General features: G+C 64.8%; 8 protein-coding genes. 4 read left to right on the forward strand and 4 right to left on the reverse strand.

Annotation, left to right across the window (positions count from 1 at the left end; genetic code table 11):
- Nucleotides 1-131: 131 nt before the first annotated feature.
- From DK366_RS08810 to DK366_RS08820, 3 genes are read left to right on the forward strand one after another with little or no spacing between them, the layout of a single operon-like run.
- Nucleotides 132-3,341 carry an efflux RND transporter permease subunit gene (locus DK366_RS08810; RefSeq protein WP_109125172.1) on the forward strand — a complete coding sequence of 1,070 codons (3,210 nt, stop codon included), beginning with the start codon at nucleotides 132-134 and terminating at the stop codon, nucleotides 3,339-3,341.
- The gene (locus DK366_RS08815; RefSeq protein WP_232820977.1) at nucleotides 3,334-4,530 is read left to right on the forward strand and encodes an efflux RND transporter periplasmic adaptor subunit; all 1,197 of its coding nucleotides are present in this window, start codon (nucleotides 3,334-3,336) and stop codon (nucleotides 4,528-4,530) included. The genes DK366_RS08810 and DK366_RS08815 overlap by 8 nt, the downstream gene beginning before the upstream one ends.
- The gene (locus DK366_RS08820; protein ID WP_109125174.1) at nucleotides 4,517-5,980 is read left to right on the forward strand and encodes an efflux transporter outer membrane subunit; all 1,464 of its coding nucleotides are present in this window, start codon (nucleotides 4,517-4,519) and stop codon (nucleotides 5,978-5,980) included. Before DK366_RS08815 ends, DK366_RS08820 begins: the two co-directional genes overlap by 14 nt.
- Before the next feature lie 589 nt (nucleotides 5,981-6,569).
- On the opposite strand, the gene tal is transcribed toward DK366_RS08820, so the two are convergent.
- The 4 genes from tal to DK366_RS08840 form a co-directional block, all read right to left on the reverse strand.
- On the reverse strand, nucleotides 6,570-7,544 hold the full coding sequence (gene tal, locus DK366_RS08825) for a transaldolase (RefSeq protein WP_343125618.1): 975 nt from the start codon (nucleotides 7,542-7,544) through the stop codon (nucleotides 6,570-6,572).
- Nucleotides 7,545-7,583: 39 nt separating this feature from the next.
- Nucleotides 7,584-8,870, reverse strand: a complete 1,287-nt coding sequence (locus DK366_RS08830; protein ID WP_109125175.1) for an NAD(P)/FAD-dependent oxidoreductase — start codon at nucleotides 8,868-8,870, stop codon at nucleotides 7,584-7,586.
- 46 nt (nucleotides 8,871-8,916) lie between these two features.
- Nucleotides 8,917-11,085, reverse strand: coding sequence for a primosomal protein N' (locus tag DK366_RS08835; RefSeq protein ID WP_109125176.1), 2,169 nt, complete (start codon nucleotides 11,083-11,085; stop codon nucleotides 8,917-8,919).
- Nucleotides 11,086-11,558: 473 nt separating this feature from the next.
- Nucleotides 11,559-12,680, reverse strand: coding sequence for a DUF3667 domain-containing protein (locus DK366_RS08840; RefSeq protein ID WP_109125177.1), 1,122 nt, complete (start codon nucleotides 12,678-12,680; stop codon nucleotides 11,559-11,561).
- Nucleotides 12,681-12,822: 142 nt separating this feature from the next.
- On the opposite strand from DK366_RS08840, the gene DK366_RS08845 reads away from it, so the two are divergent.
- Nucleotides 12,823-14,190 (forward strand): MATE family efflux transporter, encoded by a 1,368-nt coding sequence (locus DK366_RS08845; RefSeq protein ID WP_109125178.1) that lies wholly within the window; start codon nucleotides 12,823-12,825, stop codon nucleotides 14,188-14,190.
- The last annotated feature ends 62 nt before the right edge of the window (nucleotides 14,191-14,252 follow it).

Raw genomic sequence — 14,252 nt, forward strand, 5'->3', positions numbered from 1 at the left:
TTCATCCAGGCCCGCACCGCGCCTTCATTAAACAACATGAAATTATCTTCATCCGCTGGCCCCTCCTTGCGCCAGCGGGCCCGTGCGAAAATTTGTGGCGACGCATCATTTCGCGCACGGAAATCCCCCGCATGCTTGGCATCGTCCGGATCGCGCTCACGCGGCCCTACACTTTTATTGTTCTTGCACTGACCATTCTCATCTTTGGTGTGATGTCGGCAGTGCGTACGCCCACCGACATCTTCCCGGAAATCAATATTCCGGTGATTGCCGTCTCCTGGCAGTTCACCGGCATGACGCCCGACCAGATGTCCGGCCGCATGAACACGCCCTTCGAACGCGTGCTCACTACGACCGTCAACGACATCGAGCACATCGAGTCGGAGTCGATCAGCGGCATGGGCATCACGAAGATCTTCTTCCAGCCGGGCGTGAACATCGCCACGGCGAATGCGCAGGTCACGGCCATCGCGCAGACGATCCTCAAGCAGATGCCGGCCGGTGCCACGCCGCCGCTGATCGTGAACTACAACGCCTCGACGGTGCCGATCCTGCAGCTCGCGTTGTCCGGCAACGGACTGTCCGAGCAGCAGCTGGGCGACCTTGGCCTCAACCAGTTGCGCCCGCAGCTGGTGACGGTGCCGGGCGCGGCCATTCCCTATCCGTTCGGCGGCAAGACGCGCCAGGTGCAGCTGGATGTGGATCCGGCGCAGCTGCAGGCGCGCGGGCTGTCCACGCAGGACATCGCCAACGCACTGGCCAATCAGCAGCAGATCAGCCCGATCGGCACGCAGAAGATTGGCAAGTACGAATACGTGATGGAGCTGAACAACGCCGCCGTCCACGTGCAGGAGCTGGAAGACCTGCCCGTGAAGGAGGTCAACGGCACCACCATCTACATGCGCGATGTGGCGCACGTGCGTGACGGCAACCCGCCGCAGACGAATATCGTGCACGTCGACGGCAAGCGCTCGACACTGCTGTCCATCCTCAAGAACGGCTCCACCTCCACGCTCGCCATCGTGGCCGGCGCGCGCGAAAAGCTTGCGCAGATGAAGGATGCGCTGCCGGACAACCTGACCGTGACGCCCATCGGCGACCAGTCGGTGTTCGTGCGCGCCTCCATTGATGGCGTGGTGCGCGAAGGCATCATCGCTGCCGCGCTCACCAGCTTGATGATCCTGCTGTTCCTCGGCAGCTGGCGTTCGACGCTGATCATCACCACGTCCATTCCGCTCGCGGTGCTCGGTTCGGTGTTCACGCTGTCGGCCATTGGCCAGACGCTGAACATCATGACGCTGGGCGGCCTGGCGCTGGCGGTGGGCATCCTGGTGGACGAAGCCACGGTGACCATCGAGAACATCAACTGGCATCTGGAGCAGGGCAAGGACGTCATCACGGCCATCGTGGACGGTTCCGCACAGATCATCGTGCCGGCGTTCGTGTCGCTGTGCTGCATCTGCATCGTGTTCGTGCCGATGTTCTTCCTGCCGGGCGTGGCGCGCTACCTGTTCGTGCCGATGGCGGAGGCGGTGATCTTCGCGATGATCTTCTCCTTCATCCTGTCGCGTACGCTCGTGCTGACGATGGCCAAGTACCTGTTGCAGGAACACCCTGCAACGGTGGACGAGCATGGCCAGCACATCGAGCAGCCGGCGCCGAAGACCGTGCTGGGCCGTTTCCAGCAAGGCTTCGTGAATCGCTTCGAGAAGATCCGTGCGGGCTACAGCGGCGTGCTGCATCTGGCGCTTGAGCATCGCAAGGTGTTCGGGGTGGGCTTCCTGGCGTTCGTGCTGCTGTCGTTCGCTCTGCTTCCGGGCCTTGGCAGCAACTTCTTCCCGGACGTGGATGGCGGACAGATCCTGGTGCACGCACGCGTTCCGGTGGGTACGCGCGTGGAAACCACGTCGGCCGAGTTTGCGGACATCCAGAAAGCCATTCGCCAGGTGATTCCGGCGGAAGAACTGGAAGCGGTGGTGGACAACATCGGCCAGTATTCCAGCTCGATCAACACCATCTACAACAACACTGGCGAAATCGGTGAAGCCGATGGCGACATCCAGATCTCGTTGAAGGATGGCCACCATCCGAGTGCAGAGTACGTAAAGGTGCTGCGCGAGAAGCTGCCGCGCCTGTTCCCGGGCACGACGTTCTCGTTCCCGCCGGCAGACATCGTCAGCCAGATCCTGAACTTCGGTTCGCCGGCGCCGATAGACCTGCAGGTTCGCGGCGGCAAGCTCGGGGCGGATTTCGTGTACGCCAACGAGCTGCTCAACAAGATTCGCCAGATCCCCGGCGTGGTCGATGCACGATTGCAGCAGTCGCAGGCGCAGCCGGCGTTCCGTATCGACGTGGACCGCACGCGCGCACAGCTGCTCGGCCTCACCGAGGCGGATGTGACCAATAGCCTGATCGCGGACCTTTCCGGTACGGCGCAGGTGGCGCCCACGTACTGGTTGAACCCGGACAACAACGTCACGTACCCAATCTCCGCGCAGGTGCCGCAGTACCAGCTCGACTCGCTGTCGCAGCTCAACAACCTGCCGATCACGGCCAAGAGCGGTGGCAACCCGCAGGTGTTGGGTGCGCTGGCGGATATCAACCGCACGCATCGCAACACCATCGTCAGCCAGTACAACATCCAGTCGATGGTGGAAATTTTCGCCGCCACGCAGGGACGTGACCTGGGTGCCGTGGCCGGCGACATCGAGAAGGTCGTCAACGACACGGCGAAGGACAAGCCAAAGGGTGCGAATGTCGTGCTGCTTGGCCAGGTGCAGACCATGCACGACGCCTACTCGGGCCTGCTGTTCGGCCTGCTGGGTTCGATCGTGCTGGTGTACCTGCTGATCGTGGTGAACTTCCAGTCGTGGACGGACCCGTTCGTGATCATCACGGCGCTGCCTGCGGCGCTGGCCGGCATCCTGTGGATGCTGTTCGTCACGCATACCACGCTGTCGGTGCCGGCACTCACCGGCGCGATCATGTGCATGGGCGTGGCGACCGCCAACTCCGTGCTGGTGGTGAGCTTCTGCCGCGAGCGCCTTGCCATCCATGGCGATGCCTTGCTGGCGGCGCGCGAAGCCGGCTTCGTCCGCTTCCGCCCGGTGCTGATGACTGCGCTGGCCATGATCATCGGCATGGTGCCGATGGCGCTGGGCCTTGGCGATGGCGGCGAGCAGAACGCGCCGCTGGGTCGCGCCGTCATCGGTGGCCTGCTGTTCGCCACCACGGCCACGCTGATCTTTGTTCCCGTCGTTTTCTCCATCGTGCATGCGCGTTACAAGCACGCGCCTGACTCTGATTCGGCTGACCATGCCGGAGTACCCGCCCATGTCTGAACATACGCAACTTCCTGAAGTTCACATCTCCCCGCGCCGCCTGCGCCTGGCTGCCGTGATTGGCGCCGTCGTGTTCGGCTCGATCGTGGTGATCGGCGTGACGTCGCGCATCGTGCAGGCTCGCAACCTGCACCAGTGGACCGACGAGCAGGCCATCCCCACGGTGGTGATCTCCGAGCCGGAGAACGCCAACGGCTCGGCACCGCTCGAACTGCCTGCGCAGATGGATGCGTTCACCAACGCACCGATCTACGCACGCACCAGCGGCTACCTGAAGTCGTGGGCGAAGGACATCGGCGCACCGGTGAAGGCGGGCGACGTGCTCGGCATCATCGACACGCCGGATCTCGACCAGCAGCTGCTGCAGGCGCAGGCCGATCTGGCCACGTCCAAGGCCAATGCCGCGCTGGCCGCCACCACCGCCAAGCGCTGGCAGGTGCTGCGCCAGACCGATCCCGATTCGGTCTCGCAGCAGTCGGTGGACCAGTACAACGGCGACCTGGCCGCCAAGCAGGCACAGGTCAACGCATCGCAGGCCAACCTTGATCGCCTGAAGGCGCTGAAGTCGTACGCCAAGCTCGTTGCCCCCTTCGATGGTCGCGTGACCGCGCGCAACACCGACGTGGGCGCTTTGATCACGGCCGACAGCAGTGGCACCGGTACGCCGCTGTTCACCGTGTCCGACACCAGCAAGCTGCGCGTGTACGTTCGCGTGCCTCAGGTCTACGCACCGGCCATCCACAAGGGTGACGAAGCGGCGCTGGACGTGCCGGAGTATCCGGGCAAGTCGTTCACCGCCAAGGTGGAAGCCGACGCGCGCGCGATCACGCCGACGTCCGGCACCACGCTCGTGCAGCTGCTGGTGGACAACCCCGATGGCAAGCTGCTGCCCAGCAGCTATGCCAGCGTGAAGTTCAAGATCGGCTCCGGTGCGCTCGGTCTGCGCGTGCCGGCCGAAGCGTTGATCTTCGACGACAAGGGCCTGCACGTGGCCACGCTCGATGCGAGCGACCACGCGCACTTCAAGACCGTCACCATTCGCCGTGACTACGGCAAGACCATCGAGATCGGTTCGGGCCTGGATGCAAACGATCGCGTGATCATCAACCCGCCCGATGGCCTGGCCGACGGCGACGAAGTGCGCATCGCGAAGAATCCGCAGGCGGGCAAGCCCCATGACAAAGCCTAAGCAACTTGCCGCAGTTATCGCGGCAACGCTGGTGCTCGGCGCGTGCTCGATGGCGCCGACGTACAAGAAGCCGGATGCACCGGTGGCCGAGCACTTCCAGTCGGTGACGCCGTGGACCACGGCGCAACCGTCCGATCAGCTGCCGCACGAAGGCTGGTGGAAGATCTACGGCGACACGCGCCTGGATAACCTGGAACAGCAGCTGGGCGAGCACAACGCCGATCTGGCTGCCGCATTCGCCAGCTACGAGCAGTCGCGCGATTACCTTGCGCAGGTGCGTGCCGACCTGTTCCCGCAGGTGCAGGCAGGCGCCGGTGCGGAGCGTGATCGCGCTTCGCTGAACTCGCCGTTGCATGGCGCGACGTCGCCCAAGCATTACGACCTGTATTCGGCCAACCTGCAGGCCTCGTACGAAGTGGACCTGTGGGGCAAGGTGCGCGACAACGTCGCGGCCGGTCGCGCCTCGATGCAGGCGTCGGCAGCTGATTTGGCTTCCACGCGCCTGAGCCTGGAAGCGACGCTGGCCGACACCTACGTGCAGCTGGTCGGCGTGGATCGCCAGATTGACCTGCTGCAGAAGACAGTGGATGCGTACCAGCGTGCGCTGCAGCTCACCACGACGCTGCACCAGGGCGGCGCGGTGTCGGGCCTGGATGTCGATCGTGCGCAGACGCAGTTGTCGTCCACGCGTTCGCAGCTGTCGCAGACGAAGGCACAGCGTGACGTGCTGCTGCACGCCATCGCGGTGCTGGTCGGCCAGCCGGCATCGAGTTTCACGCTGGAACCGCAGACGAATCTGCCCAACCTGCCGGCCATCCCGGTGGGCCTGCCGTCCACGTTGCTGGAACGTCGCCCGGACATCGCCTCGGCGGAACGCCACACGGCGGAAGCCAATGCGCAGATCGGCGTGGCGCGCGCCGCGTTCTTCCCGTCGCTCAATCTCACTGCCGGCGGCGGTTACAGCAGTGGCGCGTGGGGCAACCTGATCAGCGCGCCGAGCCAGATGTGGGCATTGGGTCCGAGCCTGTTGCTGGACGTGTTCGACGGCGGCCGTCGTCGCGCGCAGGTGGCGTCGGCGCATGCGGCGTTCGACGAAGCCAGCGCGCACTACCGTGGCACCGTGCTCACCGCGTTCCAGCAGGTGGAGGACAACCAGTCACTGCTCAGCAATTACGGCATGGCGCTGGTGGACCAGAACGACGCGACCAACGCGGCCGACAAGACGCTCAAGCTCTCCACCGCGCTCTACAAGCAGGGCGCCAACAGCTACCTCGACGTGGTGACGGCGCAGGTGGATTCGCTCAATGCACACCTGGGCCTGCTCTCGCTGCAGACCAACCAGCTGCGTGCGAGCGTGGCGCTGGTGAAGGCACTGGGTGGCGGCTGGACCGGTGAGGACATTGCGCCGGAGCGGCTGGCGGAAGAAGCCAAGGCGAAGGGCATCAAGTAGTTTTGCTCTTCTGTAAGAGCGCACCCTGTGCGCGACCCAATCGAAGCGTACAAGGCAAGATTGCTGTCGCGCACAGGGTGCGCTCCCACAGGGGGTTGATGGAAACAAGAGCGCCTCGGTTCTGCCGGGGCGTTCTTGTTTTCGTCAGAGCGGGCAATCAGCCGTCGGCGCGACCCCGGGCGGAAGAAGCCAAGGCCAAGGGCATCAGGTATTTTTGCTCTTCTGTAGGAGCGCACCCTGTGCGCGACCCAATCGAAGCGTACAAGGCAAGATTGCCGTCGCGCACAGGGTGCGCTCCCACAGGGGTTGCTCCCAAAAAAAAAGACGCCCCGGTTCTGCCGGGGCGTTTTTTGTTTCCATCAGGGCAAGCAATCAGCCGTGTGCGTGACGCCTGGGGGAGGAAGCCAAAGCCTGGGGCATCAAGTAAGTGGCTCGACCTTGTGGGAGCGCACCCTGTGCGCGACACGATCGAAGCGTACACGGCAAGATTGCTGTCGCGCACAGGGTGCGCTCCCACACAGTTTGCTCCACAAAAAAACGCCCCGGTTCTGCCAGGGCGTTTTTTGTTTCCATCAGATCAGGCAAGCGATCAGCCGCCGAGCTTCTCCGTCAGCAGCTTCTCCAGCTTGCGCTGGTCCACGGCGAACTTGCGGATGCCGTCGGCGAGCTTGTCCGTCGCCATCGCGTCCTCGTTGTGGCCCCAGCGGAACTCGGCTTCGGTGATCGGCTTCGGTGCGGCCTTGGTGGCGCCCGTGTCGTTGAGTGCGCGCGGCAGCGACGACGTGTCGTGGTCCAGCTTTTCCAGCAGATCGGGGCTGATGGTGAGGCGATCGCAACCGGCCAGCGCCTGGATCTGCCCGATGTTGCGGAAGCTCGCACCCATCACCACGGTCTTGAAGCCGTGTTCCTTGTACCAGCCGTAGATGCGGCGCACCGACTTCACGCCCGGATCTTCGTCCGGCGCGTAGGTCTTCGTGTCGGTGTTGGCGACGTACCAGTCCATGATGCGGCCGACGAACGGCGAGATCAGGAACACGCCGGCCTCGGCGCAGGCCACGGCCTGTTCGAACGAGAACAGCAGCGTGAGGTTGCAGTTGATGCCGCGCTTTTCCAGCTGCTCCGCGGCGCGGATGCCTTCCCACGTGGAAGCGAGCTTGATGAGGATGCGGTCACGCTGGATGCCGGCATCGGCGTACAGGCCCACCAGGCGCTCGGCCTTGGCGATGGAGGCGTCGATGTCGAACGACAGGCGCGCATCCACTTCGGTGGACACGCGGCCCGGCACGATGTCGAGGATCTTGCGGCCCACGGCCACGGCGAGGTGATCGCTGGCATCCACCAGCTGCTGCTCGCGCGCGTTGCTCTTGCCCTTCGCCCACGCCACCGATTCCTCGATCAACGGCGCGTACTTGGGGTTCTCGATGGCCTTCAGCAGCAGCGACGGGTTGGTGGTGGCGTCCACCGGCTTCCAGCGGGCGATGGCTTCGAGGTCGCCGGTGTCGGCGACCACGGTGGTGTACTGGCGCAATTGTTCGAGTTGGGTGGACACGGCGATATCCGGCATGGGGAAAACCCCGATTCTCCACCCTGACGCGTGATTACGCTATTCGCGCGGCCTGTCCCGTTCATCGATGCCGGTGACGATGCGGGCGTGCCGCTGGTAGGTCCAGTACGCCCAGCCCCAGTCGAGCATCACCACCAGGCGGTTGCGGAAGCCGATGAGGAAGGCGATGTGGGCGATCAGCCAGACCCACCAGGCCAGGATGCCGGACAGTTTCAGCCGTCCGAACTGGGCCACGGCGGCCATGCGGCCAATGGTGGCGAGGGTGCCGTCGTCACGGTAGCGGAAGGGCTTGTCCACGGTGGTCCCACGCCAGCGCGCCTTGAGCAATTGGGCGACATAGCGACCCATCTGCTTGGCCGCGGGCGCGACGCCGGGCACGAGTTGGCCGTTGGACTGCGTGACGCTGGCAAGGTCACCGATTACGAAGACATCCGGATGCCCAGGCAGGCTCAAGTCGGGTTCCACCAGTACGCGGCCCGCGCGATCCAGCGGCGCGCCGAGCAGGCGTCCCAGCGGTGACGCGGCGACGCCCGCCGCCCACAGCACGGTGCGGGCCGCATAAGGCGTGTCGCCCAACATGACGCCTTGGGCGTCGATGTCGGTGACCGACGTCCCCAGGCGAACTTCCACGCCGAGTTTCTCCAGCTGCTTGCGCGCCTTGTCCGAGAGGTCGGGCGCAAAGGCCGGCAGCAGCCGGGGGCCGGCTTCGATCAGCAGCACGTTGGCGCGCCGCGGATCGGCGCGACGGAATTCGCGTGGCAGCGTATGACGCGCGATTTCTGCCACGGTGCCGGCGAGCTCGACGCCGGTGGCGCCGCCGCCGACGATCACGAAATTCAGCCACGCCTGCTGTTGCGCCGGATCGTTCTCGCGCTCGGCGCGCTCGAAGGCGACGAGCACGCGACGACGGATGGCGAACGCATCTTCCAGCGTCTTCAGGCCGGGGGCGTAGCGCTCCCAATCGTCATGGCCGAAGTACGCATGCGTGGCGCCGGTGGCAACCACCAGCGCGTCATAGGTGATATCGCCGCGTGCGAGTTTCACCGTGTGCTGATCGAGGTCGACGCCGATGGCTTCGTCCATCAACACAGTCACGTTGGGCTGCCCGCGCAGGATCTGCCGCAGCGGTGCAGCGATGGATGGTGCCGACAATCCCGCGGTGGCCACCTGGTAAAGCAGTGGCTGGAAGAGGTGATGATTGCGCCGGTCGATCAGCGTGACGCGCGCGTCGGTATGCGCCAGCTCTCTCGCTACCGCCAGGCCGCCAAAACCGCCACCGATAACGACGACATGCGGATGCGTGTTGGACGTTGCGTTGCCTTCCATGTGAAGCCTCCAGCGAAGTAAGGATTCATTGAAGGTCTCGACATCGTCAGTACAGATCGATGGGATCGACGTCGAGCGACCATCGTACGCGACGCGCCGAGGGCAGCGCCGACAATGCGGGATACCAGGGCCGCAGCGCGCCATGCAATGCCGCGCGCGTGTCGGCTTCAATCAACAGTTGTCCGCGATGGCGGCCTGCACGTAGCGGCATGGGCGCGGGCATGGGACCTGCCAGTTGCACGGGTGTACCGGCGAGTGCGTTCGCCGCTTCGCCAAGGAATGCATCGACATGTTCACGCTGATGTGCGTCGGCGCGCAGCAATACCTGATGACCGAAGGGCGGCAGCTGCACGCTGCGGCGCTCATCCAGCAGCGTGCGCGCGGAAGCGGCGTAACCCTGCGACAGCAGCTGGCGCAGCAGGGGATGGTCGGGATGATGCGTTTGCAGCAGCACGCGTCCGGGTTTCCTGGCGCGTCCCGCACGTCCGGCGACTTGAACGACCAGCTGCGAGAGTCGTTCGCTCGCACGAAAATCGACGCTGTGCAGGCCTTCGTCGACACCGACGATGGCGACCAGCGTGAGGTTCGGCAGATCGTGTCCCTTCGCCAGCATCTGCGTGCCGACGAGAATGGCGGGCTTGTCTTCGTGCAGGCCTTCCAGCAGCTGTTCGAAGGCATCGCGGCGGCGCGTGGTTTCACGATCGATGCGCAGCACCGGAACATCGGGGAATTGGGCAGCGAGCGCTTCTTCCAGTCGCTCGGTGCCTTGCCCTTGCGGTTTCAATTCCGGCGAGAAGCAGGACGGGCATTGCGCCAGCATGCGCGTGGTGTAGTCGCAGTGGTGACATATCAGCGCGCGGCGTCCGGCGTGGAATGTCATGGGGTGTTCGCAGCGCGGGCATTCGGCATGCCAGCCACAGCTGTAGCAGAGCAACACCGGCGCATACCCGCGTCGATTGCGAAACACCAGCACCTGCTCGCCACGCGCCACCGTGTCGGCAACAGCGGCCAGCAGCGTGGGCGAAAGGCCGTGATCGAGGCGTTGCGCACGCATGTCCACGATCTGCACCTGCGGTGCCCGGATCGCACCGGGTCGCGCGCGCAGGTGCAGCGCGTTGTAACGGCCTGCCTGCACGTTCGCCAGCGATTCCAGCGAGGGCGTGGCAGACCCCAGCACGACGGGCACGTTGAGTGCGCGGCCACGCAGGATGGCGAGGTCGCGCGCGTGGTAGCGGAAGCCTTCCTGCTGCTTGTACGCACTGTCGTGCTCTTCATCGACCACGATCAACCCCGCATGCGGCAACGGCGTGAAGATGGCCGAGCGCGTGCCCAGTATCACTTTCGCCTCGCCGGAGCGCGCACGCAGCCAGGCACGCGCGCGGTCACCTTCGGCGAGGTTGGAATGCAGCACCTGCACGGCAACGCCGAGGCGGTCGCGCAGTCGGCGCACGGTCTGCGGCGCGAGGCCGATCTCAGGTACCAGCAACAAGGCTTGCTTGCCCTGGGCGATCACCTGCTCGATCAACGCAAGATACACCTCGGTCTTGCCGCTGCCGGTGACGCCATCGAGCAGGAACGGCTGAAAGCGGCCCAGCGATTCGGTGATCGAAGCGACCGCCTGTTGCTGCTCGTCGCTCAGGGACGGCGCGGCAGTGACGGGCAGCGGTAACGCCGCATCGACGCGGGTGCGTTCGATCAGGCCGGCCTGGTCCAGCCGCCGCGCGGCATCGCGCCAGCCAGGCAACATCTCGTGAAGCAATTCGGCGGTTTGAGCACCGCGCGACAGGGCATCGAGCAGGGCACGGCTGCCGCCGCGTCGACTGCCGGCATCGAGGGCGCTGCGACCGGCTGCGGTGAGCGTCCAGGCTTCCTCGTCCACCTCGGGCAGTGGGCGGTCTTCGCGCAGGGCCAGCGGAAGTGCGTTCGCGTAAGCCTCACCGGGTGCGCCAAGCCAGTAGTCGGCGGCGCGGGCCAGCGTGGCCATCAGCTCGGCGTCGAGCAGCGGGGCGTCGTCCAGCACGCGGAGCACGCGTTTCAGGCGGGCATTGCCAACCGCCGATTCCACGTTGGCTTCCACCACCACACCGACCGCCTTGCCCTTGCCGAACGGCACCAGCACCCGGCTGCCCGCCACCGCATCGCCGTGGGACGGCGGCAGGTAGTCGAACAGGGTTGGCAGGGGTACCGGCAGGGCGACGCGAAGGACAGCGGGCATGAATACCTCTCGGTGGACCAGTGTAACCGGGCCGTTGCAGCCCGCGAGATTCCAGCCGGGTGAAATGCGTCGGCAACCTGATTGGCCGGCCGGCACCGGCTTGCAGGTTCTTGCTGCCCTGTCATCTAGGAAGGGCAGCTAAGTGACTAATGGCAGGGGGCTTTTGCGCTTATCCACAAGGTCTGTGGATAACTCTGTGGATGGCCCGTTGAAGGAGGCCTCTAGGGCGCATGAAAACGGCTTTCAGTACACGCTGTTCAAGTTTTAGCCACCCTAAAAACGTCAATAAATACAGTGATTTAAAATTGTTGCTTGGCTGGGGTTCATCTAACTGCCACAGGCACGGGACTTGCCTTGACAGCCGTGTGACGCTGTGCAAAACCCCCTCTGAAAGCGCTTTCGGGGCGCCGGGAAACGGCGCCGTTGTGCGATTCGTGTGTGATTTGTGTCACAGAAGTCCGCCAGCGCATGGTTCAGTTGGTCATGCCCAGAACGGCGGCAAAAGCCAGCGCGAAACACGCCATGAAGGTGTAGCACCAGCCGACGAACAGGTACTTCACCCAGGTCATGAACCAGCCCTGCCGGTAGACGCGCTTCTGCATCAGCAGCAGGTAGATCAGCGACCACACCCAAAGACCCCAGAGCAGCAGGTGAAGCGGCAGCGACAGCCAGGCGGCATGCGGCACCAGCCACCCGTTGAGCATGTAGATCACCATACCCAGCAGCAGGCTGAGGAACAGGAAGGCGTGGCTGTGCAACGCCACGATCAGGTGTTCCATATAAAGGCGGCGCTTGAAGAAGTAGGTGAGCTTCAGCAGCAGGGCGAACAGCGGCATCAGGACGAACAGCGTCTGCGGCAGCACATGGAAGGTCGAGGCGATCAGGCGTTCCTGTGCTTCGCGGCCCTGTTCCCCGCCCGTCATGATCGCCCTGACATTGCTGGCCGCACGGGCCACCGAACGGTTGAGGCTGTGGTTGACGGAATCGGGCGCCCACGCAATGTGCAGCTCCTGCACGTTGGTCAGGTCATTGCCGTCGGCGGTGAGCACCGGCAGCGGCTGCGCTTTCAGCTCGGCCAGGCGGTGGTTCGCGTGATCGCGCTCGATCTCGACCAGCTTGTTGTAGGCCTTCTTGCCTTTGCCTTCCTGGCCCTTGGCCTTGAGCAGATCGTCGCTGACCTGTGCGAAATGCGTGCGCACCGCATCGGGTGTGGCATCCGTGGCGTATTGGCCCGTGCCCTCGGCGGCGTCCGAGTTGTATTTCAGGATGTCCATGTTGCCCACCACCAGGTGGCACATGAAGAACGCCAGCAACGACAGCACGAACATCAGCCGGAACGGCGCGACATAGCGCTGCCGGCGGCCGGAGAAATATTCCAGCGTGAGGAAGCCGGGCTTGAGGAACAACGGCGGGATCGTGTGGATCACGCGGCCATCCACGTGCAGCACCATGTCCAGCGTGTCTTCCACCATGTGGTGCATGGGGCGCAACACGGTGTGGATGGATTGCCCGCATTCGTGGCAGAACTCGCCCTGCATGGGCGTGCTGCAGTTGGCGCAGTGCACGCCTTCGAACGACACCACTTCCTTCGTCATGACTCTCCCCCGGGCCGGCCAGCTCGCGATGTTGGCACAAGCCATGAGCGACAACAGCTGTCGGGGTCGGCATTTGCCCTGGCCGTTCGTCGGAAAGCCTGCTGTAGCGGTGCGCTAGAATGCCCGACCCAGGAGTCCTTCTATGCTGTCTTTCCGCCCCGATCGCGCCAGGGTGGCGCACGAGGTCGGCGCCACGGTGCGTCTTGCCCTTCCCCTGATCGCCGCACAGCTCGCCGCGGTCGGCCCCAATTTCGTGGATGCCGTGCTTGCGGGGCATTTGAGTGCGCACGTGCAGGCGGCGGTTACCACCGCGGTCAGCATCTGGGCGCTGGCGCTGGTCAGCGCGCTGGGCATGATGATGGCCGTGCCGCCATCGGTGGCCCAGCTGGACGGCGCCGGGCGCCGCCATGAAGTAGGTGCGGTGTTCGTGCAGGCGATGTGGCTGGCCTGGGGCATGGGCATCGTGCTGTGGTTCCTGGTGCGCCATGCCACGCCCTTGCTTGGCTGGATTGGCGTGGTGCCCACGTTGCGCACGGACGTGACGCACTTCCTGCATGCGATCAGCTGGGCGGCACCGGCCATGACCAGCTATTTCGCGATACGTGGCTTGTCAGAAGGCCTGTCGATGACGCGGCCATCCATGTATTTCAGCTTCGGTGGCCTGCTGGTGCTGGCGCCGCTGGGCTATGTGCTGATGTACGGCAAGTTCGGCCTGCCGGCGCTCGGCTCGCTGGGCAGCGGCATCGCCACGGCCACCGTGCTGTGGCTGGAGATGCTGGGCTTCCTTTGGTACGTGATCAAACATCCGGCGTACCGCGACGTGGGACTGCGCGAAGGCCTGGCCTGGCCCCGGCCGCACATGATCCTCGAACTGCTGAAGATCGGCGGCCCGATGTCCATCACGCTGCTCGCCGAGGGCGGCCTGTTCGTCGCCGTGGCGCTGGCCATCGCGACACTGGGCGAGACGGTGGTGGCCAGCCATCAGGTCGCGCTGAGCGTGGCCACGGTGTTCTTCATGATACCGCTGGGACTCTCCATGGCGATTACCGTGCGCGTGGGCAACGCGGTAGGTCGCAATGACGAGCGTGGCGTGCGTTATGCCGGGTTCTGCGGTATCGCGTTGGCGCTGGTCGTGCAGACCGTCTCCTGCTCGGTGATGCTGGGTCTGCCGCATGTGCTTGCCAGCATGTACACGCGCGACGCGGCAGTGAACGCCCTGGCCGTGCAGTTGATGGTGCTGGCCGGTTTCTTCCAGTTTTCCGACGGCATCCAGGTCACCTCCAACGGCGCGCTGCGCGGCCTGAAGGACACGCGCGTACCGATGGTCATCACCCTTTTCGCCTACTGGGCGGTCGGCATGCCGGTGGGCTGGTGGCTGGCCTTCCACCAGGGCATGGGCGCGCGTGGCATGTGGATGGGGCTGATCGCCGGGCTTACCGTGGCGGCCGTGCTGCTGTTCACCCGCTTCTGGCGCAACGCTTTCCGCGCGCGCTGGCAACGCCCCGCCTGAGCCGGCCCGCCGCAAGTTGCCGGGCGGCCCGGGCATGTGTCTTTTGCCCCACATGACCTTCG

This window comes from Dyella sp. C11, assembly GCF_003121485.1.
GTDB lineage: Bacteria > Pseudomonadota > Gammaproteobacteria > Xanthomonadales > Rhodanobacteraceae > Dyella.

Excerpts from the sequence above, each read along its gene's own strand:
- DK366_RS08835 (WP_109125176.1), bottom strand. The coding sequence starts at position 11,085 with ATGCCCGCTGTCCTTCGCGTCGCCCTGCCGGTACCCCTGCCAACCCTG.
- tal (WP_343125618.1), bottom strand. The coding sequence starts at position 7,544 with ATGCCGGATATCGCCGTGTCCACCCAACTCGAACAATTGCGCCAGTAC.
- DK366_RS08830 (WP_109125175.1), bottom strand. The coding sequence starts at position 8,870 with ATGGAAGGCAACGCAACGTCCAACACGCATCCGCATGTCGTCGTTATC.
- DK366_RS08815 (WP_232820977.1), top strand. The coding sequence starts at position 3,334 with ATGTCTGAACATACGCAACTTCCTGAAGTTCACATCTCCCCGCGCCGC.
- DK366_RS08845 (WP_109125178.1), top strand. The coding sequence starts at position 12,823 with ATGCTGTCTTTCCGCCCCGATCGCGCCAGGGTGGCGCACGAGGTCGGC.
- DK366_RS08810 (WP_109125172.1), top strand. The coding sequence starts at position 132 with ATGCTTGGCATCGTCCGGATCGCGCTCACGCGGCCCTACACTTTTATT.
- DK366_RS08840 (WP_109125177.1), bottom strand. The coding sequence starts at position 12,680 with ATGACGAAGGAAGTGGTGTCGTTCGAAGGCGTGCACTGCGCCAACTGC.
- DK366_RS08820 (WP_109125174.1), top strand. The coding sequence starts at position 4,517 with ATGACAAAGCCTAAGCAACTTGCCGCAGTTATCGCGGCAACGCTGGTG.